General features: G+C 52.4%; 19 protein-coding genes, 1 pseudogene and 1 riboswitch. Of the genes and pseudogenes, 11 read left to right on the plus strand and 9 right to left on the minus strand.

Annotated elements, in window-relative coordinates; translation table 11 throughout:
• Nucleotides 1-451 precede the first annotated feature (451 nt).
• Nucleotides 452-3,139, plus strand: coding sequence for a cation-transporting P-type ATPase (locus WFP70_RS04930; RefSeq protein ID WP_097117709.1), 2,688 nt, complete (start codon nucleotides 452-454; stop codon nucleotides 3,137-3,139).
• Nucleotides 3,140-3,256: 117 nt separating this feature from the next.
• Here the strand turns inward: WFP70_RS04930 and WFP70_RS04935 are convergent, their stop codons facing one another.
• Complete coding sequence (locus tag WFP70_RS04935; protein ID WP_283216078.1) at nucleotides 3,257-3,571, minus strand: hypothetical protein; 315 nt, start codon at nucleotides 3,569-3,571, stop codon at nucleotides 3,257-3,259.
• A 947-nt stretch (nucleotides 3,572-4,518) separates the two neighbouring features.
• A riboswitch (TPP riboswitch) is annotated at nucleotides 4,519-4,647 on the plus strand.
• Between the two features lie 98 nt (nucleotides 4,648-4,745).
• Here WFP70_RS04935 and WFP70_RS04940 point away from each other — a divergent pair.
• The 5 genes and pseudogenes from WFP70_RS04940 (at nucleotide 4,746) to WFP70_RS04960 (ending at nucleotide 10,694) form a co-directional block, all read left to right on the plus strand.
• A complete protein-coding gene (locus tag WFP70_RS04940) occupies nucleotides 4,746-5,828 on the plus strand; it encodes a LuxE/PaaK family acyltransferase (RefSeq protein ID WP_337022798.1) in 1,083 nt (360 codons plus the stop codon).
• Nucleotides 5,825-7,276 (plus strand): acyl-CoA reductase, encoded by a 1,452-nt coding sequence (locus tag WFP70_RS04945; RefSeq protein ID WP_337022799.1) that lies wholly within the window; start codon nucleotides 5,825-5,827, stop codon nucleotides 7,274-7,276. Before WFP70_RS04940 ends, WFP70_RS04945 begins: the two co-directional genes overlap by 4 nt.
• A 26-nt stretch (nucleotides 7,277-7,302) precedes the next feature.
• Nucleotides 7,303-8,070, plus strand: a complete 768-nt coding sequence (locus tag WFP70_RS04950) for a 3-oxoacyl-ACP reductase (RefSeq protein WP_337022800.1) — start codon at nucleotides 7,303-7,305, stop codon at nucleotides 8,068-8,070.
• A 104-nt stretch (nucleotides 8,071-8,174) separates the two neighbouring features.
• A complete protein-coding gene (locus tag WFP70_RS04955) occupies nucleotides 8,175-9,116 on the plus strand; it encodes an alpha/beta fold hydrolase (protein ID WP_337022801.1) in 942 nt (313 codons plus the stop codon).
• A gap of 359 nt (nucleotides 9,117-9,475) precedes the next feature.
• Nucleotides 9,476-10,694 (plus strand): annotated as a pseudogene (locus WFP70_RS04960) (IS110 family transposase).
• A gap of 79 nt (nucleotides 10,695-10,773) precedes the next feature.
• Here WFP70_RS04960 and arsC read toward each other — a convergent pair.
• Genes arsC through WFP70_RS04975 form a run of 3 tightly spaced genes read right to left on the minus strand, consistent with a single transcriptional unit; the run spans nucleotide 10,774 to nucleotide 12,864 of the window.
• On the minus strand, nucleotides 10,774-11,199 hold the full coding sequence (gene arsC / locus WFP70_RS04965; RefSeq protein WP_337022802.1) for a glutaredoxin-dependent arsenate reductase: 426 nt from the start codon (nucleotides 11,197-11,199) through the stop codon (nucleotides 10,774-10,776).
• Between the two features lie 12 nt (nucleotides 11,200-11,211).
• Nucleotides 11,212-12,501, minus strand: coding sequence for an arsenic transporter (locus tag WFP70_RS04970; RefSeq protein WP_337022803.1), 1,290 nt, complete (start codon nucleotides 12,499-12,501; stop codon nucleotides 11,212-11,214).
• Nucleotides 12,502-12,543: 42 nt separating this feature from the next.
• A complete protein-coding gene (locus tag WFP70_RS04975) occupies nucleotides 12,544-12,864 on the minus strand; it encodes a transcriptional regulator (protein WP_337022804.1) in 321 nt (106 codons plus the stop codon).
• Nucleotides 12,865-12,949: 85 nt separating this feature from the next.
• On the opposite strand from WFP70_RS04975, the gene arsH reads away from it, so the two are divergent.
• Nucleotides 12,950-13,648, plus strand: coding sequence for an arsenical resistance protein ArsH (gene arsH, locus WFP70_RS04980; protein ID WP_337022805.1), 699 nt, complete (start codon nucleotides 12,950-12,952; stop codon nucleotides 13,646-13,648).
• Nucleotides 13,649-13,774: 126 nt separating this feature from the next.
• On the opposite strand, the gene WFP70_RS04985 is transcribed toward arsH, so the two are convergent.
• From WFP70_RS04985 to WFP70_RS04995, 3 genes are all read right to left on the minus strand, one after another.
• Nucleotides 13,775-14,989 carry an MFS transporter gene (locus WFP70_RS04985; RefSeq protein ID WP_337022806.1) on the minus strand — a complete coding sequence of 405 codons (1,215 nt, stop codon included), beginning with the start codon at nucleotides 14,987-14,989 and terminating at the stop codon, nucleotides 13,775-13,777.
• Nucleotides 14,990-15,093: 104 nt separating this feature from the next.
• Nucleotides 15,094-16,206, minus strand: coding sequence for an alpha/beta hydrolase (locus WFP70_RS04990; RefSeq protein WP_337022807.1), 1,113 nt, complete (start codon nucleotides 16,204-16,206; stop codon nucleotides 15,094-15,096).
• 37 nt (nucleotides 16,207-16,243) lie between these two features.
• Nucleotides 16,244-16,747, minus strand: coding sequence for a cyclophilin-like fold protein (locus tag WFP70_RS04995; protein ID WP_337022808.1), 504 nt, complete (start codon nucleotides 16,745-16,747; stop codon nucleotides 16,244-16,246).
• 107 nt (nucleotides 16,748-16,854) lie between these two features.
• Here WFP70_RS04995 and WFP70_RS05000 point away from each other — a divergent pair, with 107 nt between their 5' ends.
• Both WFP70_RS05000 and WFP70_RS05005 read left to right on the plus strand, forming a co-directional pair.
• Complete coding sequence (locus tag WFP70_RS05000; RefSeq protein ID WP_337022809.1) at nucleotides 16,855-17,766, plus strand: LysR family transcriptional regulator; 912 nt, start codon at nucleotides 16,855-16,857, stop codon at nucleotides 17,764-17,766.
• A 187-nt stretch (nucleotides 17,767-17,953) separates the two neighbouring features.
• Nucleotides 17,954-18,943, plus strand: a complete 990-nt coding sequence (locus WFP70_RS05005; RefSeq protein ID WP_337022810.1) for an aldo/keto reductase — start codon at nucleotides 17,954-17,956, stop codon at nucleotides 18,941-18,943.
• A gap of 372 nt (nucleotides 18,944-19,315) precedes the next feature.
• Here WFP70_RS05005 and WFP70_RS05010 read toward each other — a convergent pair whose 3' ends face one another.
• Nucleotides 19,316-20,167 (minus strand): nitroreductase family protein, encoded by an 852-nt coding sequence (locus WFP70_RS05010; protein ID WP_337022811.1) that lies wholly within the window; start codon nucleotides 20,165-20,167, stop codon nucleotides 19,316-19,318.
• A gap of 128 nt (nucleotides 20,168-20,295) precedes the next feature.
• On the opposite strand from WFP70_RS05010, the gene WFP70_RS05015 reads away from it, so the two are divergent.
• Both WFP70_RS05015 and WFP70_RS05020 read left to right on the plus strand, forming a co-directional pair.
• Nucleotides 20,296-21,186 carry a LysR family transcriptional regulator gene (locus WFP70_RS05015; protein WP_337022812.1) on the plus strand — a complete coding sequence of 297 codons (891 nt, stop codon included), beginning with the start codon at nucleotides 20,296-20,298 and terminating at the stop codon, nucleotides 21,184-21,186.
• Nucleotides 21,187-21,343: 157 nt separating this feature from the next.
• A complete protein-coding gene (locus WFP70_RS05020; RefSeq protein WP_337022813.1) occupies nucleotides 21,344-21,670 on the plus strand; it encodes a hypothetical protein in 327 nt (108 codons plus the stop codon).
• Here the strand turns inward: WFP70_RS05020 and WFP70_RS05025 are convergent.
• Nucleotides 21,602-21,868, minus strand: a complete 267-nt coding sequence (locus WFP70_RS05025) for a DksA/TraR family C4-type zinc finger protein (RefSeq protein WP_211728805.1) — start codon at nucleotides 21,866-21,868, stop codon at nucleotides 21,602-21,604. The two genes, WFP70_RS05020 and WFP70_RS05025, sit on opposite strands and share 69 nt — an antisense overlap.
• Between the last annotated feature and the right edge of the window lie 8 nt (nucleotides 21,869-21,876).

Consider the following 21,876-nt stretch of genomic DNA (forward strand, 5'->3'; position numbering starts at 1 on the left):
AACTCATGGAATTTAAATCTAATTTGTTTGATTTAAATAGAGCTTTAAACCACATTAACAACATAAACACAAAGTGTGGCTTTTCTCGCCATTTCATTAACATAGGGGTTGGTTAATTTATTTTCGTTAAAAACGGCTTATTTATCTTTGGTTTAAATTTACGCTAAAAATTGTTTTTTGATTACGGATGACTTTCCTCATAAAAGCAGAGTGAGTTGAATAGCCTGTGCTACGTTTATAACGTTCATTTCTCTTGTCAAAAGTTTGTCGTATAGATTATTTCCCTGCTCAATTTCGTTGGGCAGCCATTAATGACATGTCTTTCAGTTATAAACGGGACTCACCTCAGGCAGTGCGTAGATGTTTGTCTTTGTATTTGTATTTGAAGTGGATCTGTTAATAACGCGATGTCACCGCCTTGATTTCCGAAACAGGATTTGAGGAGAAAGCGATGAATACTGCTAAATCGGAAAGGTCGTACTATCAGCTTTCTGTCGATGAAACCTTGAGCCAGACAGAGAGTTCACTCGAAGGTATCTCGGGTAGTGAAGCAACAGCACGCTTACAACAGTACGGTGAAAATGCCCTGCCACAAAAACCGGGCAAGCCAGCATGGCTGCGCTTCCTCGCCCATTTTAACGATGTACTGATTTACGTGTTACTCGCTGCCGCGCTGCTGACGGCAGTGATGGGCCATTGGGTCGATACACTGGTCATTCTCGGTGTGGCAGTGGTCAACGCGTTGATTGGTCATATCCAGGAGAGTAACGCGGAAAAATCCCTGCAAAGCATACGCAATATGCTCTCCAGTGAAACGGTGGTGATCCGCGCCGGTAACCATGAAACCCTGCCGACCACCGCGCTGGTGCCGGGTGATGTGGTGGTGATCCGCGCCGGGGATCGTATTCCTGCCGACCTGCGCGTGATCGAAGCCCACAATCTTCGCGTCGAAGAGGCGATACTCACCGGGGAATCCACGGTGGTAGAGAAAACCACCGATGCGCTTGCGGGCGAACTTCCGTTAGGCGACCGCACCAATTTACTGTTTTCGGGAACAACGGTCAGTTCTGGTGGCGGTAAAGGGCTGGTGGTGGCTACAGGTGGAGAGACCGAACTGGGGCACATCAACCAGATGATGTCCGATATCGAAAAACACCGCACGCCGTTGCTGGTGCAAATGGACAAGTTAGGGAAAGCCATCTTCCTGATTATTCTCGCGATGATGGCGGCACTGTTCGTCTTCAGCCTGCTGTTCCGCGATATGCCGGTCTCTGAACTGATGCTGTCATTGATCAGTCTGGCGGTGGCGTCGGTGCCCGAAGGTTTACCCGCCATCATCTCCATCATCCTCTCACTTGGCGTGCAGACCATGGCGAAGCAGCAGGCGATCATTCGCAAGCTGCCGACGGTGGAAACGCTGGGTGCGATGACGGTGATCTGCTCAGATAAAACCGGCACGTTGACCATGAATGAGATGACGGTCAAAGCGGTGATCACCGCCGACCATATCTATCGGGTAGACGGTGACAGCTATGAACCGGTTGGTGCCATTCATAAAGCGGATGACGCCGTGCCGATTACCGTCACGGGCGGGTCCTTGCTTGAACAATATCTGCGCACCATCGATCTGTGTAATGACAGTCAGTTGATTAAGGATGAGAGCGGCTTCTGGAAGATCACCGGAGGGCCGACAGAAGGCGCACTCAAGGTACTGGCCGCCAAAGGGCAGTTGCCGGTGGTCACCACCGAGTTACGCAGTAAAATTCCGTTTGATTCGCAATACAAATACATGTCGACGTTGTACCGCATTGGTGACGAAGAGCGCGTGCTGATCACCGGCGCGCCGGATGTGCTGTTCCGGCTTTGTCAGCAGCAGCAAACCGAGCACGGCCTGCAACCGCTCGATATCAGCTGGTGGGAAGGCAAGATTGAAGAGTATGCGCGCGAAGGGCTGCGCATGGTGGCGGCAGCCTGGAAACCGGCGTTACCGGGACAAACTGAACTCACCCATCAGGATCTGCAACAGGGCGTGATTCTGCTCGGCATTGCCGGAATGATGGACCCGCCGCGCCCTGAAGCCATCACCGCGATTCGTGACTGTCTGCAAGCCGGCATACGCGTCAAAATGATCACCGGAGACCACCCGCAAACCGCGATGAGCATTGGGCAGATGCTGGGGATTGGCAATGCAGGCTCAGCCATCACCGGGCGTGAACTGGAAGTGATGGACGATCACCAATTGAGTGATGCCGCGCAGGCCTACGACATCTTTGCCCGCACCAGTCCGGAGGATAAATTCCGTCTGGTTCAGGCGTTGCAGAGTAAGCAAGAGGTGGTCGGTATGACCGGGGACGGCGTGAACGATGCGCCCGCCCTGAAGCGCGCCGATGTCGGTATCGCGATGGGTATTAAAGGCACCGAAGTGACCAAGGAAGCCGCCGATATGGTGCTCACGGATGACAACTTCGCCACCATTGCCAGCGCAGTAAGGGAAGGGCGCCGGGTTTATGACAATCTGAAAAAAACCATCTTGTTTATTATGCCCACCAACCTCGCGCAGGGATTGTTGATCATCATCGCGCTGCTGGCAGGGAATCTCATTCCGCTCACGCCGGTACTGATTCTGTGGATGAACATGGCGACGTCGGCCACGCTGTCGTTTGGTCTGGCATTTGAAGAGGGTGAAAAAAACATCATGCGCCGACCGCCGCGCGATCCCAAATTGCATGTGATGGATGGATTCGCCATCTGGCGCGTGGTGTTTGTTGGTTCAATGATTGCGATAAGTGCGTTTGTGCTGGAAGCCTGGCTGCAGCCGCGTGGCTATTCCCCTGAGTTTATCCGCACCGTGCTGTTACAGACGCTGGTTACCGCGCAGTGGTTCTATATGCTCAATTGCCGTGTGTCGGACGGCTTCTCTCTGAGTAAAGGGCTGCTGATGAACAAAGGTATTTGGATCGTTAGCGCGGTGCTGCTGGTGCTGCAACTGCTGATCATCTATGCGCCATTTATGCAGCTGCTATTCGGTACCACTGGACTGCCATTCCGTTATTGGGTCATTACCTTCATCATCGGTTTCGTGATGTTCCTAATTGTTGAAGTCGAGAAACCACTTACCCGGCGATTCAGAACGGCTTGAGTCTGCTGCCGCCCGTCACGCTGGTGTCAGCGAGGCGGGCGGTGTTTAAGACGATACATGTAGATTTCGAGCCAAAAGATGGGATTTAAACGTTGCAGGACATTTGCTGTCATCAAGTCAGAGAGGAAAGTGTCGCACGGGTTCGACAATCTTCACCGGTTTCTTTCTCTTTGGTTTTGTCGCCCTGCACAGTGCTGGCATAGCTGCCTTGGATTTTTCTGGCTCGGTAGTCTTATTCACAGTGATACAGCACGAGCAGTAATGAACATTCGTATATTGCGCTGCGGCGACGGTTAATGCCTGGCTGTGGTTATACATACTGCCAATAAACGCCCGTGAATCGATACCGGGTAATTGTTCACATCCTGCGGTATGCAACAGCAAGCCCCTGCGGGCGTGATCGCAGACGTAATATTTCGTTGCCTTATACATGGTTTTTATCCGTTTGCTGCGTGAGTCAATGGACTCATTAAAGTTTATCGTATTCAATATCTTGTAAATTTGAACATCTCACTACGGCCTGAAACTCAGTTTGCCCACGATGGCTCGCCAAAGTAAACGGAACGATAATACGTGTACCATTTTTTTGCTACGCCTTCATTGTGGACCAGAAGAGAGCCCAGGGTGATTCTATTTTTCCCAAACATCTCGGTATCGGATTTATTGAGGAGATCTTTTTCTACGGCAATAACCGCATCACGACTGTGAACGGTCACACAGGCTATTTCATCTTTTTTGGTTTTCTACGCTCCGCAAATATACCTCATAACCCGACGCAGACAAAATAATCCCCAGGGCACTGAGTGCTCCAACCTTAGCGGAAGTCATCATTTTAAATTCCCTTAAGTGCTTCACAAACAGTCTCCGGTCTAACTAGCGGAAAATCAATAGTATTTTTGGTTTATTTGATGAAATGAATTGATGTGTATTGCAGATATCGCCTGGTCATTATCTGATAATGGTTGGGATAAAATCTGAATATTACGTACCACAAAAAAATCCTGTGAGATTTATTGAAGAGGGACTTGAACAAATAAAACGAGCATTAAAGCCAAAGTACATCAAATATCCTGGTTAATAACTTGTTAATGGTAGAGTTATGGCATTCTCATGACATTTTTTCCTACATTAATGCTGAGGTCAGAAGTATCTGATGATAAAAACTCACAGCCCACTCATTCAGCAGGGCTATTCACATTAATCAATGAATCACCGCGAAGCTGAAACGCTCGTCGTGCATCTGGTCAGATAAAAAGATCAGTGTGTTAAAACAGCAAATGGTTTAACCTTTAACGACCGTCTGCAGTGGATTTAAAGTAAGCCCAATAAAATCAGTGAGTTGAGTGAATTTTTATTGAGTGGCCTTTAGATTAACTGCGACCTGTTCCAGGGGGTGCCCGGTTAGCGGGCTGAGATTCTACCCGCCAGCGTTTTCGCGTTGGCAACGTAGTGACCCTACGAACCTGATCCGGCTAATACCGGCGTAGGGAGCGGAACACAGGGCGACACTGCGTCCTGATCCCATCTTTGTGCTTGTAGCGGACAGACTCTACTCATCAGGCCCGGCCTGAGAAATTTCGCGCAATCGCAACTAGTGGACTCGCCCATGACTGAAGCTGCTTTGATCGACGCTTTGCTCACCTTTCTTCAGCGTCAGGATACAACCGACGAAGACTTTAACCGCATGGCGCTTGCCGTCTTCGCGTACCAATTTGAACACAACCTCCCTTATCGCCGCTTCGCCATGCAGCGCGGTCGCACACCGTTTACGGTGAAAAACTGGCGTGCCATCCCGGCAATTCCCATTACCGCCTTTAAGGATCTGACGCTCAGTTGCCATGCCACAGATGACGTCGAAGCGGTGTTTATGACCAGCGGAACCACCGGCACAGTGAAGGGTCGCAGCTATCATCCGACGCTTGATGTCTGGAAATGCTCGATGATGCAGAATTTCCGCCAGCGCTTTATGGCGGGCGAAGAGCGGATTCGCATGGGCATTTTGTTCCCTGATAATCGGGCGCTGCCCAACTCTTCGCTGGCCCATTACCTGACGTTAGCGGTGGAAAAATTTGGCACCGCCGAGAGCGAAGTGCTGCTGGATGACAGCGGTATCGCGATGGATCGCCTTTTAGTTGCGCTGGAACAGGCGCAAGCGCGAGGTGAACCTTATGCGCTGCTGGGCGCGAGCTACAGCTTTGTCCATCTGCTGGACGAGTTGCAGCGCCAGGGGCGACATTTTGCATTACCCGCTGGCAGCCGAATTTTGGATACCGGCGGGTTTAAGGGGCAATCCCGTGAGATTGAAGCCGAACAGTTTTACGCCGAGCTGAGTGCGGCGTTGGGCGTACCGCGCACGCATTGCATCAACATGTACGGCATGACCGAACTGAGCAGCCAGTTTTATGATAATGGCAACGTGGCCTGTCCCTCGGTGAAATCCGGCCCGCACTGGATCCGCACCCGCGTGGTCAATCCGCTGACGGGCGAAGAGGTGCCGGAAGGTGAGATGGGCGTGCTGGTGCACCATGATCTGGCCCACTTCAATTCAGTTTCTGCCTTACTGACCGAGGATGCTGGCCGGGCAGTGGCGGGCGGCTTCCATCTGCTGGGCCGGGTCACCGGAGCGGATGCGAAGGGCTGTTCGCTGGCGATGGAAGAGTTCCTGGCTGCTGCGCAGGGTGCAGTGTGAAAGAGGTCGCGGGTTATCTACCGGGATGTTTATCACCTGAAGGGGTGCAGTGGCGCACGCTGAGTTTTAGCCATCACGGCCAGCATCTGGATGTCGACGTGCCCGATCTGAATCCGACACAAATTACACTTCTCAGCGCACATCTGCGCGATCACGCTCGCGCTTATCTCACAACGCTGAGCGTGGCGAAGATCGTAGCAATTATTGATGAGGCCATTGCGCGTTTGCTGGATCGAAACCATCCACTGCGCCGCAAGGCCGAAATGCTGCTGCCGATTGTCACCGGTTATGACGCTGAGATGATTCGCCTTGGGCTTACCGGATACCTCAAAACTTTTCGACAGCCGCAGCTCAAGCGCTTTTTAGCCGAGGACTTTAACGATCCACAGCTGCTGGATGATTTTCAGCCGCGACCTAATGGCGGCTTCGCACGGGCATTTGGCCCAGATCTGCTCATGCATATCTGGGCAGGAAATGTGCCAGGTCTACCGCTGTGGAGTTTGATTTGTGGATTACTGGTAAAAGCGGGCAGCGTGGGCAAATTGCCCGGTGCTGAACCGCTGATGGCGGGCTGGTTCGCGCAACTGCTGGCTGAGATCGATCCCCAACTTGGCGAATGCCTGGCGGTAGTGTGGTGGAAAGGCGGCGAAGCCGAAGCAGAAAAACACTGGTTAACCCAGCCTGACGTGTTGATGGCTTACGGTGGTAATGCCGCGCTGGACGCTATCAAAGACCAACTGCCGGTCACCACGCGTTTTCTGCCGCACGGCCATAAAATCAGCGTGGGGCTGGTGGGGCGTTCGGCGCTGGATACAAGGCAGGGCGTCAATCTGGCGCAGCGCGCGGCCTATGACGTCATGCGTTATGACCAGGCGGGATGTTACTCACCGCAAATGCTGTTCGTTGAACGCGGCGGACGCATTACGCCGCAGGAATTCGCGGAGTACATCGCCCATGAACTCTGTGCGCTGGCGCGCAAATACCCGCGTCGCGCGCTCTCTTCGGCTGAAGTGAACAGCGTGGCAACCTGGCGCAGCCGTGAAGAGATTCGCGCGTTGCAGGACGATCGCATCCTGTTCGGCGAGCCAACGGACAGCTGGTCGGTGGTGGTAGTTGATGGCCCCGAAGCTCTGATGCCGTCGGCACTCGGACGCACGCTTAAAGTGGTGGCCGTTGATGAGATTGAGGATGCGATTGCATTGATTTCGCAGCAGAAAATTTATCTGCAAACGGCGGCAGTGGCGGCCACACCGCGCGAGCTGTTTGTTCTCGCCGCGCGGCTAGGGCAAGCCGGTATCAGCCGTATTACTGCTTTTGGCAGCATGACCTCGCCTGCCGCCGGATGGCATCACGATGGTCGCTTTAGCCTGCTGGATCTGGTCACTTTTACGGAAATAGAGGTATCTGCTGAAACTGCCGCTGAGCGCTTTGCGCCCTATGCGGATTGAATCCACGTTTTTTCAGGAGGTAAGAGATGAAATTTGCCGATCAAACGATTCTGGTGACGGGTGCGAGCCGGGGTATTGGTGCAGCTATCGCGCAGGCTTTCGCCGCTGAGGGCGCGCTGGTGGTGGTGAACTACCTGCGCAGTGAAGCCGCCGCAATGGAAGTGGTAAAAAGCTGTGAAGCACTGGGCGGTTCGGCCATCGCCATTCGCGCTGACGTCACCTCAGCAGAGCAGGTGGCGGCGATGATGGAGCAGATCGCTAACACCACGGGTCGTCTGGATGCGGTGGTGAACAATGCTTTCGCACCCTATGTTTTCGATACCGATAATCGACAGCGATTTTGGGAAACCTCATGGCAGGGCTACAAAAGCCAGTTTGACGGTGCCGTCGGCGCGGCCTATAACGTCTGCCAGGCTGCGTTGTCGCTGATGCGCTCACGCACACGCGGCAGCATTATCAATCTTTCCAGCGATCTGGTGGCGCGTCCCTCTGTTCCTTACCACGATTACGTCACGGCGAAATCCGCATTAATAGGCTTTAGCCGTTCACTCGCTGCCGAACTGGGGCCGCTGGGGATTCGCGTGAACTGTGTTGCGCCGGGTCTGGTCTATCCCACGGATGCCAGCAGTGCGACGCGAGAAGACGTGCGCGATTTTATCACCGCACAAACGCCGCTGCGCCGAATTGCCGAGCCAGTGGATGTCGCCGGTCCGGTGATGTTTTTAGCGTCGGAGTGGAGCGAGTTTGTCACCGGGCAAACGCTGTATGTTGATGGTGGGTTGGTGATGGGATGACGGGGGCCGAACGCTGATATTGTTGGCAGCACGATGGGTTAGCGTTAGTCTGATCACTGATTTATCAATTTGCTAACGCCGCTTAACATAAACAGGGAGGTTTAATGAATGCCGCAACTATCCGTGCCGTCATCGGTGGAACGCTTTTAATGGCGTCGAGCTTAGTATCGGCGTCTGCCGCTCAGCCATTGCCTGTACCTTCAGAACATCCGAACTCACAGCGAATCTCCGTGGAGACGCAAGGAACGGGAACAGATGTCATATTGATTCCGGGGCTGGCGTCATCGCGCGACGTTTGGGCCGATTTATCTGCAAAATTACGCAAGAACCATCGCATTCATCTTATCGAGCTTGCAGGCTTCGCGAATACGGCTGCCATTGCCAACCCGGACGGGAAAATCATGGCTCCGGCAGTTGACGCCATCGCTGCATATATTCACGCCCAGCACATCAAAGCCCCGACGATCATTGGCCATTCCCTTGGGGGAGAAATGGCATTGATGCTGGCTGCTCGTCATCCTGGCCTGGTGGGGCGCGTGATGGTCGTTGATGCGTTGCCGTTCTATTCATTGATGTTCAATCCAGCGGCGACCAGCGAAACGGTCGCCCCGCAGGCCACTGCGACGCGAAATTTAATTTTGGGGCAGTCGCCGGAGCAATTCACGGAGTTTCAGAAAGCATCCATCGCCCGTTTAGCGAAGACCGAGGCGGTGAGGCCAGCACTGGTGACGGCAGGAATCCATTCCGATCGTAAAACCATTGCCGATGCCGTGTATGAAGTGATGATCACCGATTTACGTCCCGAACTTGGCAGCATTAAAGCGCCGATTGAGGTTGTATACGCTTATGACACGCTATTCGGCGTACCAGCAGCCAGCGTGGATGCGATGTACCGTCAAGCCTATGCTTCTGCACCCGATATCCACTTCACACGGATCGATGACAGTTTTCACTTTGTCATGCTTGATCAGCCTGAGCGATTTTCCGACGCGGTTGAGTCGTTTTTGGATGGCGATGAAAGCCAGATGAAGTCGCAGACTGAATGAGATTTGAGGAGGAACGGCCGGAATAGGCCGTTGCTTCGGTGCATTAGAGTGTAGGGCGCAAATATTGCGCGGGATGCATGTCTGATGTGAAAGAGATGGGGGGATGAGATGGCAAGGTCTGCTTTGAGCGAACTATAGTCATTCGCACCCTGAGAATTACACTTTGAAGTGATTCAGGGTATGCGCTTACTGGTTACGAATATTGAGCGAGAATCATGTGATGATCGCCGCTTTTCTTTCGAACCAGTAGGTGCTCCACGTTCGCTAACGAATACTCAGGGCATGCAGATAAACTGCTGGCTATATTTCTTTCGAAGAGCGTGGAATGCATACCAATCCCCGGTGAAAAGGAGTTGGTGATGACTGCTATTAATCAGTTTGCTGCACATGTTGGTCTGGACTGGGCAGATAAAAAACACGATGTCTGCGTTCAGTTCAAAAACGGTGAACGCGTGTTCCATGTGATTGAACATACTGCAGAAGCGCTTGATGTCTGGCTTACTGAGTTACACCAGAAGGTTAAAGGCAGAATCGCAGTAGCTCTCGAACTGAAGAAAGGCCCCGTGGTATATGCACTTCAAAAATATCCCTTTATCACCGTTTTCCCCGTCCACGCTTTGTCCCTGGCTCGTTACCGGCAAGCCTTCTCGCCTAGCGGCGCTAAAGATGATCCGCAGGATGCCGAGTTGGCATTAGAGTTAATGTTGCGTTACCCCCAGAAGATAAAAGCTATTGAACCCGACAATGCGGATATCCGGTTACTCCAGCAACTGGTTGAGCAACGTCGTCAGCTGGTTGAAGATAAACGACGCTTTGTGAACCGGATAATCAACACGCTTAAACAGTATTATCCTCAGCCACTGGAATGGTTCTCGCATCGGGGTAGCTTATTGTTGTGTGAACTGATTGGCCCAATCTGCAACAACTGAAACGAGCCAGGCGCGAAACGATCAATGCCAAAGGTGGTCGCGCAATGGCCCTTACCGAGTAGCGTGTGGTGAGTATTGATAACGCAATCCCATGGATGACAGACCCGAGTGTTATAGAGGCTAATGCTTTGATGGCAACAGCACTGGCGACACAAATTAAAGTCGTGAGTGAAGTCATCAAAACCTATGACTAACGAATCGAAATGCTGTTTGACACATTGCCAGATGCAACTCTGTTCATATCGCTTCCGGGCATGGGGCCGTGTATGGTCCCACGTATGCTGCTGCACTTGGTGATAAACGTGACCGGTTTAACAGCGCTGAAGAAATTCAAAGCTACGCAGGAATTGCGCCTGGGAACGAACGAAGTGGCCAGAAATCATGTGGTCACTGGAGATGGCAGTTTGCTAAGTTCGTCAGGCAGACTTTTGTTGAATGGGCTGGCAAGACGGTTAATTCATCATACTGGGCCAAGCTGTATTATCAGGGACTGCGAGAAAAAGGAAAATCTCATCAGTCTGCAATCCGGGCTCTTGCCTTCAAATGGATAAGGATCATTTACCGCTGCTGGAAGACCTGAACCCCGTACGATGAAGCGAAGTATTTGCTGGCTCTTGAAGCGCGACACTCGCCCTTACTGAAGCCATAAAAGCTTGTCGAATGTCTCAGGGCGTGAAGCGGACGCCCGCACAGCTTAAACAGGCACCCGATAATATAAAGTGGATAGATTACTTAACCCGCTTCCCCGTTTCGTCAATGACCTTCTCGCCATCCTCTTTGGTAAAAGCGCTTTTCTGACCTTCAGGTAGAATATCCAGAACAATCTCTGAGGGGCGGCAAAGGCGTGTGCCAAGCGGCGTCACGACTACAGGTCGGTTGATCAGAATCGGGTGCTGAAGCAGAAAATCGATCAACTCCCCGTCAGTGAATTTGTCTTCATCAAGCCCCAGCTGTTCATAAGGCTCAACGTTCTTACGCAGCAAGGCGCGTACTGGCATTCCCATATCTGAAATAAGCTTAATCAGCTCATCGCGGGTCGGAGGCGTATCGAGATAGTAAATTATGGTCGGTTCGTTACCGCTGTTACGGATCATCTCCAGCGTGTTACGTGAGGTGCCACAGGCAGGATTGTGATAGATAGTAATGTTGCTCATTTCAATATCTCATTACAAAGTGACAGAGAGCCGCCATGCCAGCGCGGCCAGGGTGACGAACAGCACGGGCAGAGTCAAAATTATGCCGGTGCGGAAGTAATATCCCCATGTAATGGTCATACTTTTCTGTGCCAGTACATGAAGCCACAGTAGGGTAGCCAGACTGCCAATAGGGGTGATTTTCGGGCCTAAATCGCAACCAATTACGTTGGCATAAATCATTGCCTCTTTGACGACGCCGGTCGCCGAACTTCCGTCAATTGACAGCGCGCCAATCAGCACTGTCGGCATATTATTCATCACTGATGAGAGAAATGCTGTCAGGAAGCCGGTGCCGAACGTCGCTGCCCACAACCCCTTGTCTGCCAGCAGGTTCAGCACGCCAGACAGGTACTCCGTGAGACCAGCATTGCGCAAGCCATAGACCACAAGGTACATGCCCAGCGAGAAAATAACGATTTGCCAGGGCGCACCGCGCAGGACTTTCCCTGTATTGATGGCATGACTTCTTTTCGCCACAACAAACAGCACTGCTGCGCCAGCCGCCGCTATCGCACTGACCGGGACCCCCAGCGGTTCCAGAACAAAGAAACCGACAAGCAGCAATAAAAGGGTAATCCAGCCCGCCCTGAAGGTTGCCGGATCCTTTATTGCACTGGCGGGCGTTTTTAGCAGCGAAACGTCATATGTCGCCGGAATATCCCTGCGAAAGAAAAGATGCAGCATGACCAGCGTGGCCGCAATCGCTGCCACATCCACGGGGATCATCACAGAGGCGTACTGCGTAAAGCCCAGACCGAAGAAGTCAGCCGAGACGATATTCACCAGGTTAGAAACAATGAGCGGCAGGCTGGCCGTATCTGCGATAAATCCTGCGGCTATGACAAAGGCCAGAGTCGTGCCCTGGCTGAATCCCAGTGCGAGCATCATCGCAATCACAATCGGCGTCAGTATGAGTGCTGCACCGTCATTAGCAAACAACGCAGCAACAGCAGCACCGAGCAATATTATCCAGGTAAACAGCAGGCGACCACGCCCATTACCCCAGCGGGAGACATGCAGTGCAGCCCATTCAAAGAAGCCCGACTCATCGAGCAGCAGGCTGATAATGATCACCGCAATAAATGTTGCAGTCGCGTTCCACACAATATTCCAGACAACGGGAATATCAGCGATATGGATCACACCGGTTACCAGAGCCAGCGCAGCCCCGATACTCGCGCTCCAGCCAATACTCAGGCCTCTGGGTTGCCAGATCACCAGTACCAGCGTCAGTAAAAATATACTCGCCGCCAAAAGCATTTCAGGCTCCATTATATATGATTATGTGAATGTGTTCCTGCTTCAGCAGGATGTGCAGGCTGATTTGTCCAGCCATTCACGAACATCATCCCGCAGACACTGCCAGGATGCCGTGATTGTCTCCGCTGCCCACGCCGGTATGTGTGGTGACAGGCGATAATGGATCCATTTGCCTTCGCGGCGGTCAAGAAGCAGTTCAGCCTCGCGAAGTATAGCCATATGTCGCGAGATTTTGGGCTGCGATTGGGAGGTGGCCGCACAGATATCGCAGACGCACAGTTCACCGGCCTCGCGGAGAAGCATGACAATGGCGAGCCGTGTTTCATCCGACAGGATTTTGAAAAGCTGAACAGGTTGTAGCATTTTTCACTCCGTTCCCTTTAGAATACACATATGGTAAATCATATGTATTTATTTTGAAATCACCTGTTCTCTCTGGAGGAGAAAAATGGAACAATTTCCTGCTCTGAACATTAAATGCTTTGATCAAGACATCGCTGAACGCCTCCACCTTCAGGAGCCGCCACGGATTTTGATCCTGTATGGCTCAGTAAGGGAGCGCTCCTACAGCCGCTTTGCCGCGGAGGAAGCAGGTCACCTGCTGACGGCGATGGGCGCGGAGGTGAAACTCTTTAACCCATCCGGTTTACCGCTGCCAGATGATGCACCGGACACGAACCCTAAAGTCACCGAGCTGCGCGGTCTGGTCAGATGGTGTGACGGGATGGTGTGGAGTTCCCCGGAAAGGCATGGGGCGATGAGCGCGGTTATGAAGGCACAAATCGACTGGATACCCCTAAGTGAAGGCGCGGTTCGTCCTTCGCAGGGCAAGACACTTGCAGTAATGCAGGTTTGCGGCGGTTCTCAGTCATTTAATGCGGTGAACCAGATGCGCATTCTGGGCCGGTGGATGCGGATGTTCACTATCCCCAACCAGTCCTCTGTGGCGAAAGCCTGGCAGGAATTTGATGAGAACGGACGGATGAAACCCTCGTCCTGGTACGATCGTATCGTCGATGTTGCCGAGGAACTATTTAAAATTACGCTGCTGCTCAAGGGGCAAACCAGTTACCTTGCAGATCGTTACAGCGAGCGAAAAGAGAGCTATAAAGAGCTTTCATCCCGTGTGAACCAGGAAAAAATTTAACTTACCTTTTTTCATGAATTAAAACTGCATGAGCTAAACAACGTCCGCTGTTGGCACGCAGCAGTCCTCGGCGAACCCAAGGACAGCTTTGAGCGAAGCGAACACTCAGGTTTACATGACCATTTCTTAATGGGATGGCGATCTACGCGCTGTTACAACAGTCAGTACAGCGCAGACGACCAGGATTGCAGTACTGGCAAAAAAGGTACTGCGATAACCATTGTGATCGAAAAGCAACCCGCCAGCGGTTGAACCTAATGCGATAGACATCTGGACAACGGCAACAAATAACCCACCACCTGCTTCAGCATCATCCGGGAAGACCCTTGCAATCCAGGCCCACCACCCCACGGGTGCTGAAGTCCCTGTCAGGCCCCAGAGTGCAAGTAGAGCGATGACTAAACCGGTAGAATCGCCGAATTCAATCAGGGCAAGTGCTGTAACAGCCATCAAAGCCGGAATGACTAATAGCGTCGGATAGAACGCGCGCTGCAGAACCCGACCAATTAATATTGTGCCGATGAAACCCGCCGCCCCTATCACCAGCAGGACAAGGGAAATATTTGTTCCGTGTACGCCAGTAACGGTTTCCAGAAACGGTCGTATGTAAGTAAACAGGCCAAACTGCCCCATAAACAGCAGACTGCTTGCCAGCATGCCTGCGACTACACCCGGATATCTGAACAGGGTAAATACTTTAAAAGCACTGGCCACCCCGGGCGCCCGTGCGGCAGAGGGCATTGAAGGTAGCGCTTTCCATTGCCATGCCAGAGCAATAAGTGAGATCGGAACAAGGCACAGGAAAGCGCCACGCCAGCCTATGAGGGTACCAAGCCATGCACCCATCGGCGCGGCCACAACGGTCGCGAGCGCGTTGCCGCCGTTCACCATCGCCAGTGCTCGCGGTATGTCACGTTTGGGCACCATTCTGATGGCGGTTGCCGCTGACATCGACCAGAAGCCGCCGACCACTATCCCTATAAGCGCACGACCCAGCATATAGGTCAGATAGTCAGGCGCGAGCGCAACAGTTCCACCTGAAACACCCATGGCAAAGGTCAGCGCCAGCAACAGTGTTTTACGGTTAAGGCTGCCGGCGAGTGCTGATATAAACAGGCTGGTTAGAACGGCAAACACGCCCGAAATGGCAATCCCCTGTCCGGTCATGCCTTCGGTAACTTGCAGATCAGATGCCATGGGCGTCAGCAGGCTCACTGGCAGAAACTCGGAACTGATTAGCGCAAAAGCGCAGACTGACATGGCAAAGACACCACTCCAGGATGAGGGAGCTTCATGTGACGGTGCAGTGCCCTCAGAAGCCTCTGATAGAGCTGAATTCATAGGATAATCTTCATATTTTAAAAATGGGCGACCGCGCACTGAATAGACTCTGCGCGGTCAGGGTGAATGATGCGGAGATGTGAGCGGCGCTCAGTCCGGTCACTTTATGCTGTGGCGGCCAGGTTTTCCCTGAAGAAAGCGGTCAGTTTATCGAAAGGAATTTTGTCCATCCGGTCGTAGAGATCGACGTGAACAGCATCCGGGATGATCACCAGCTCCTTGGGTTCAGCTGCTGCTGCAAAGGCCGTTTCGCTGAAATAGCGTGAATGCGCTTTTTCTCCATGGATAAAGAGCACGGGCCGCGGTGAAATTTCGCTGATATAGGTCAGGATGGGCATGTTCATGAACGGCAGCGGCGTGGTCTGTGTCCAGGCGTTTCCGGAGTTAACGGCGCGAGGATGGTAGCCGCGAGGGGTCATGTAGTAGTCGTGATACTCAACCAGGAACTGTGCCTCGCCACCTTTGAGCGCATTGTAGGGGGGCTGATATGCCGGTTTCCCGCCTTCAGCATCTTTCCAGCGCTGCTGGCTTAATGCTTCCAGCGTTTGCGCGCGCTGTGTCGGCGTGACGCTGTCGTTGTATCCCCTGGACATCACTCGTGTCATGTCATACATGGTGCTGGCGACAACAGCTTTGATTCGTTTGTCCACCGCTGCCGCGCTCAGCGCCATTCCACCCCAGCCGCAGATACCGATGATACCAATTCGCGCCCGATCGACATTCGGCTGCAAGCCCAGGCAATCCACCGCTGCGCTGAAATCTTCTACGCTGATATCCGGTGAAGCCACATTACGCGGCTCTCCTCCGCTCTCACCGGTGTAAGAAGGGTCAAACGCCAGGGTGATAAAACCGCGCTCTGCCATGGTCTGCGCGTAAAGCCCGGATGATTGCTCCTTAACGGCACCAAAAGGCCCACCCACCGCAAGAGCGGGGAGTTTTCCGGTGATATTTTTTGGCTGATAAATATCTGCGGCTAGCGTGTTGCCGTAACGGTTGCTGAACGTCACTTTGCGATGTTCAATCCGGTCGCTTTTCGGAAAGACTTTATCCCACTTTTCTGTGAGCGTGAGGCCCTTCTGCTCCTGTGCCGCAGCAGGTGACATAACGCTGACGCCCGCTGCCGCAATGCCGGCGGCAGTCAGCTTAAGCAGGGTGCGTCGGTGTGCGTCCGGTTCACCGGGCAGTTTCACATCACGGGCATCAACGTTTCTGGTCATGACAGATCATCCTTTCGCGTAAAAGTAAAAGTGAGGTTCAGGGTTCAATTCGCTCAATGCGCAGATTGTAGGGACCGGGCTGTGAGAGGATGTCCAGACCCTGATCGATTTTTCCCAGTGGCAGAAGATTGCGCGACCAGGTTCGCGGCTTGATGAAGATGGCCAGGTTACCCCATGGCGCATAATGGGTCAGCTCTCCCGCCACCGGCGTCATACCGTCTGGCGCGCCATCAATAACGAGCCTGCGCGGCAGGTCGGATACGCGCTCAATGGTGTCGTAATCATTTATCGTGAGAGAAAGCGGAAGCATCGAACCAAAGTCTCTGGCGGTGGCATTGTCATACAAGGTGGCAACGGCAGTTTTCTCACCGACAATCAGTTTTATCTTCATAGTGTTGCCCTTTGCTTGTGAACGATGCGGCGCAGACTGCGCCAGCGAACCGGAACTTTTCTGTGCCCAACCGGCTGGAGCCAGTATCAGCACGGCGATCAGAATGATGAGTCCGTGCGGCCATTGAAGTGCATTTATGGTCGTTTTCATGGCAGATATCATCCGTAATGCTGCTCGTCGTGACTAGCTTATTTATACTGAATAGCCTTATAAGCTATGCTAATTAATAACGACTCTTTGACCGGAAGCTGAGCACCATGGCCAGACGAAACCTTAACGACCTGATGTACTTCGTGACCATTGCGCGCGAAGGGAGTTTTACCCGTGCAGCGGCTTTGCTGGGCGTGACGCAGTCGGCGCTGAGCCAGGCGATTAACGGGCTTGAAGCACAACTGGAAATACGGTTGCTGAACCGCACCACGCGCAGTGTTTCCCCGACCGCTGCAGGCGAGCGCCTTCTGAATACCATTGGGCACCGGTTTGATGAAATTGAATCCGAGCTGGACGAGTTGACTGAAATGCGTGATAAGCCTGGAGGAACGGTACGGATTATCTGCGGAGACCATGTACTGCGAACGCTGCTGTTACCGAAAATCACGCCGCTACTAAGTGAATATCCGGACATCAGCGTTGAGTACGATATTAACTATGGGTTCCGCGATATCGTGGCGGATCGTTTTGATATGGGCGTGCGACTAGGTGATACCATCGACAAAGACATGATTGCTGTACCGATAGGCCCGCCTCTGCGCGTCGCCGTTGCCGCCTCACCTGAGTACTTTGAGAGGTATCCCCGTCCCGAAAAGCCTCACGATTTGCTGAAACATAACTGCATCAATATGCGCATGCAGTCCAGCGGGGGAATATACACCTGGGATTTTATCAGGCAGGGCAAGCTGCAGAGCGTGCGTGTTGACGGGCAGCTGATTTTCAACACGACCCCACCTATGGTTGAGGCCACGCTGATGGGAGCGGGTATCACCTCGCTGCCGGAAGAAGAGTTCGCACCGCACATTGAAGAAGGAAGGCTGGTCCGCGTGCTTGAAGACTGGTGCGAGCCATTCCCAGGTTACTTCCTTTATTATCCGAGCCGGCGTCAGCCTTCGCCGGCTTTCCGGCTGGTTGTAGACGCATTACGCTATACAAGATTAGCCGGATCGAAAATATAGCCTGCAGATGTCTTCACTTGGTTTTAAGCGTTTATACCAAATCTTTTCATTTTTTTTAAAAACAACACCTTAATCACATTAATTAGATTTACTAATAAGCTCTTTAAGTATTCATCAGCTAGTCAGGCTAATGTGGCCCTGCAAAAATCTCCGCTCAGCTGTAAACAACACCATGGAGATCCAAGTAATGAACTATAACCATCTGGGACGCACTGGCCTGAAAATCAGCCCGATCACGCTCGGCTGCATGAACTTCGGTGAACTGACCGACGAGCAGGGTAGCTTCAGGATCATGGATACTGCTTTGAACGCCGGCATTAACCTGTTTGACACTGCCGACGTTTATGGCGGCCCACAGTCACCGGACATGGTCAAAGGTTATGGCACCTCCGAGGAGATTATTGGCAACTGGCTGGCGCAAGATAAGTCCCGTCGCGATAAAATTGTGCTGGCCACCAAGGTTTATCAGCCTATGGATACCGGACCTAACGATAAGTATTTATCGGCGTATCACATTCGCCGGGCATGTGAAGCCAGCCTCCGTCGCCTTAAAACAGACCACATCGATCTGTATCAGATGCACCATATTGATCGTTCAACGGCGTGGGAAGAAATCTGGCAGGCATTTGAGCAACTGATCAGGGAAGGCAAGATCACCTATGCAGGCAGCAGCAACTTTGCCGGCTGGGATATCGCTACTGCACAGTGCTCGGCCGCCTCGCGCAATTTGCTGGGACTGGCCTCGGAACAGAGTCTCTACAACCTGACGCAGCGTACCATTGAGCTGGAAGTCATTCCGGCACTACGCCATTTTGGCGTTGGGCTAATCACCTGGAGTCCTGTAGGAATGGGGCTGCTGGGAGGCGTGCTGAAAAAGATTTCTCAGGGGCGGCGCGCCACACCTGGGCTGCTGGTGCAAATCGAGGCACGCCGTTCGCAGCTGAAGGCCTGGGAAGCCTTGTGTGAAGAACTGGGTGAGTCCCCGGCACTGGTTGCGCTGGCCTGGCTTCTGCACAATCCGGCAGTGACTTCGGTGATCAGCGGTCCGCGTACCGCTGATCAATTGCAGGAAAATCTCAAGGCCGTTGAACTTAAGCTTTTAAAAGAGGTGTTGACCGAACTCGATGCCATCTGGCCGGGGCCTGGTGGTGAAGCGCCGGGGGCTTACGCCTGGTAAACGCTGTAAGGTATTACGGAGTGTGCGACTTATCCGGCAGATCTGTCGGATAAGCCTTGCGGGTTGGTCCGGACCTGCGCCAAACGTTGAACATATCAACCTTCGCGCTATCAAAACGCCGTAATGGCCTCTGCTAATGCCGTTGCCATCTGGCGCCGGCGAGCATATTAAATATGATACCCAGGAGAATGGGGCCACCACTCCTCAAGCGTTCACTTCTGATCAATTGTTTAAGCAACGTCCGCTCCTGGCACACAGCAAACAAGCAGTTGATACCGAATGTCTGCCGTGAGCGAGAATAGGAAGTAGAGAACCCTCTATATTGAAGTTCCAGAATGGCCCTCATCATAAATCCGATTAATATCGATGTTATTACTTCAACTTGAAACCGCGTTCAGAAACGGTTTCCCTTAATTTCACGCGTCCCCCCATGTATTCCATGCTAGTTGCTGATTCGATGACAGAACCCAACCATGTCTTTGCACTCATATTTTGGCTGACGCGGAAAGTCTGATATGCCTCTTCATAATCTTTCAGGTAAACACGATAATTTTCCTGATCGTACCGATTATGATGTAACACCATCGGTTGTGCAGGGCGAGGACGAATGCAGCTGGTCCTGGTTGCATCAGGCCAACCCACAGCCATACCGAAAGTGACAAAGCTGTGTGAAGGCAAATGAATCATCTCTGCGACTTCTTTGGCGATGTTACGCATGACGCCCAGATAAACGATGCCCAATCCCATTGACTCGGCCGCTACAGCGGCGTTCTGAGCAGCTAAAGCTGCATCAATCGAAGCCATCAAGAATGAATCAAGGTAATCGAATACAAACGGTTCTTTCCCCGCGTCTTTAGTGATTTCGGCACCGCGTGACAAATCGGCCACCCAAAGTAACAGTGCGGGAGCTTCCTCGATCCAGGGAATCCGGGCAACCGGTACTGAGCGAGCAACGGTGTCTGAAATTCTCTGTTTTAATTCCACGTCCGTCACGGCAACCAGGCTCCACTGGTTCAGGGCAGAAGAGTTAGAGGCAGATTGTGCCGCAGCGACCATCGTTTCAATAGATCCATCAGGCAGAGCATCTGCCAGAAATGTTCTGACAGACTTGTGGCGAAGTAGGGCTTCCACCTGCGGCGTCCAAATAATGTTGTCTGGTTTCTGTTGTGCTGCACCATATCGTGCTTCAAGTAATGAACGTTGCTCGGCTTTCCTGTCAGTCATGATTTCAGCTTCCTCATAAGAATTGATGACTGCAGAATAGCGGCGGTGCTGACGAAGATAATCACTGATTTTACGACTTCAGTTTTCATCTGTGTGCACAATCCAGCGACCTGCGATAGAATTTGAGAATGGATCATCTTCTCGCAATACGCACTTTCCAGCGCATCGTTGAAACGCGCTCATTCACTAAGGCCGCTGCACACCTCGGGTTGCCGCGTTCCACTGTGAGTAAATCCCTTAAAGAGCTTGAAGAGCACCTTGGCATCAAACTGATACAACGCACGACGCGCTCAGTGACCTTAACGATTGAGGGGGCTGAGTATTACCAGAGAGTCAGCAGACTCGTTGCCAAACTGGATGTGACTGAAGTCGCCATGCGTGACATGGGTGCTGCCGCCAGGGGAAGACTGCGAATTGATCTTCACTCATCGCTCGCTAACTTTGTGCTAATACCCATCCTTGAAGAGTTTCGCGAACGTTACCCTCATATTCAGTTAGCGCTAGGAGTGGGTGATCGGCCAGTGAACCTTATTGAAGAGGGTGTTGATTGTGTCATACGAGCTGGAGAGTTAGCGGATTCGTCTTTGATAGGTAGAACATTATACAAAGATCGCTTAGTGACTTGTGCCAGCCCCGGCTATCTTGAGCGTTTTGGCATTCCTGCAAATGTTTCGGATCTTGAAACCAGGCATAAGGTGGTGGGTTACTTCAGCGCGGCAACAGGAGAAGCCTGGCCTCTACGTTTTCGTCATCGGGCAGGAGAGAAGCAGGTACACAATTTCGATATAGCTGCAAATGACAGTGCGTCATTAATCAATATGCTGGTGCACGGCATGGGGATCGGCCAAACACACGCTTCAGTAGCAAAAAGTTTTATAGAATCGGGCCAGCTAATTCCCGTTCTGGGAAGTTCAACTAATACACAATTTCCGGTTTCAATAATTTATCCGCCGACAAAACAGCTGAACGTACGGCTGCGAATATTTATCGACTGGATGGTGGAAAGGCTGTCCGGATAACACCAATAGCCGACTCCAGCCTTCACCATGAGCTTTTTACTCAGATCCCACATATTAGGGCTCTGCTTAAAGCGTTCAGGGCGATCGTAACATCCGCGTTTTTTCTCGTAGAGCAAGATAGAAAGCAGCCCACTATTGACTCAGGAGCGTAGCCAATATGTTCGACCATCCTACCCAACCCGAAGTCGCTGAATGGTTTGCCAGTCTGGGTATTGAAGAAGTGTCATACAGTGTGTGTGGTATCGTCCTCACGAACGAACCGCCTGAGCACTGGTTCTATAAGCGCAACAAACTGCGACCTGAGAGTCTTAAGCTGGAATTGCGCATCCCATCGAACGGGAACTGGCTGGTCGATTTGTCACGTCATGACCAGCTGTTCAATGTTCAGTGGCGTCCTGAAGGGATTACGACTCATCTACCGCAACTGGCTATCCTTGCTGCCACGGCGGTTATACCCGCTGTGGCTGGCTTCTTGTTTATCTAACGCACTTTGGCACTTCACGCAGTAACGCACCCCAGGCAACGCGCTGCGACGCGCTTCGGGAATCGGTTCCCCGCACTCGTCGCAATACTCTGCACTTGCGCCGTGGTTGAGGTGACTCCTGGCGCGCGCAATCGCATCATCCACGGTCGCATCAATCTGCTTTTGCACTGCACCATCTTCAGACCAGCCGCCTGCCATAACCCCTC

It is taken from the genome of Pantoea sp. USMM079, assembly GCF_037153115.1.
Taxonomy (GTDB): Bacteria; Pseudomonadota; Gammaproteobacteria; order Enterobacterales; family Enterobacteriaceae; genus Pantoea; species Pantoea communis.

Coding starts and splice junctions, on each gene's coding strand:
- WFP70_RS05020 (WP_337022813.1), top strand. CDS start 21,344: ATGTTCGACCATCCTACCCAACCCGAAGTCGCTGAATGGTTTGCCAGT.
- arsC (WP_337022802.1), bottom strand. CDS start 11,199: ATGAGCAACATTACTATCTATCACAATCCTGCCTGTGGCACCTCACGT.
- WFP70_RS05015 (WP_337022812.1), top strand. CDS start 20,296: ATGGATCATCTTCTCGCAATACGCACTTTCCAGCGCATCGTTGAAACG.
- WFP70_RS05005 (WP_337022810.1), top strand. CDS start 17,954: ATGAACTATAACCATCTGGGACGCACTGGCCTGAAAATCAGCCCGATC.
- WFP70_RS04935 (WP_283216078.1), bottom strand. CDS start 3,571: ATGTATAAGGCAACGAAATATTACGTCTGCGATCACGCCCGCAGGGGC.
- WFP70_RS04970 (WP_337022803.1), bottom strand. CDS start 12,501: ATGCTTTTGGCGGCGAGTATATTTTTACTGACGCTGGTACTGGTGATC.
- WFP70_RS05010 (WP_337022811.1), bottom strand. CDS start 20,167: ATGACTGACAGGAAAGCCGAGCAACGTTCATTACTTGAAGCACGATAT.
- WFP70_RS05025 (WP_211728805.1), bottom strand. CDS start 21,868: ATGGCAGGCGGCTGGTCTGAAGATGGTGCAGTGCAAAAGCAGATTGAT.
- WFP70_RS04950 (WP_337022800.1), top strand. CDS start 7,303: ATGAAATTTGCCGATCAAACGATTCTGGTGACGGGTGCGAGCCGGGGT.
- WFP70_RS05000 (WP_337022809.1), top strand. CDS start 16,855: ATGGCCAGACGAAACCTTAACGACCTGATGTACTTCGTGACCATTGCG.
- arsH (WP_337022805.1), top strand. CDS start 12,950: ATGGAACAATTTCCTGCTCTGAACATTAAATGCTTTGATCAAGACATC.
- WFP70_RS04975 (WP_337022804.1), bottom strand. CDS start 12,864: ATGCTACAACCTGTTCAGCTTTTCAAAATCCTGTCGGATGAAACACGG.
- WFP70_RS04985 (WP_337022806.1), bottom strand. CDS start 14,989: ATGAATTCAGCTCTATCAGAGGCTTCTGAGGGCACTGCACCGTCACAT.
- WFP70_RS04930 (WP_097117709.1), top strand. CDS start 452: ATGAATACTGCTAAATCGGAAAGGTCGTACTATCAGCTTTCTGTCGAT.
- WFP70_RS04955 (WP_337022801.1), top strand. CDS start 8,175: ATGAATGCCGCAACTATCCGTGCCGTCATCGGTGGAACGCTTTTAATG.
- WFP70_RS04995 (WP_337022808.1), bottom strand. CDS start 16,747: ATGAAAACGACCATAAATGCACTTCAATGGCCGCACGGACTCATCATT.
- WFP70_RS04940 (WP_337022798.1), top strand. CDS start 4,746: ATGACTGAAGCTGCTTTGATCGACGCTTTGCTCACCTTTCTTCAGCGT.
- WFP70_RS04990 (WP_337022807.1), bottom strand. CDS start 16,206: ATGACCAGAAACGTTGATGCCCGTGATGTGAAACTGCCCGGTGAACCG.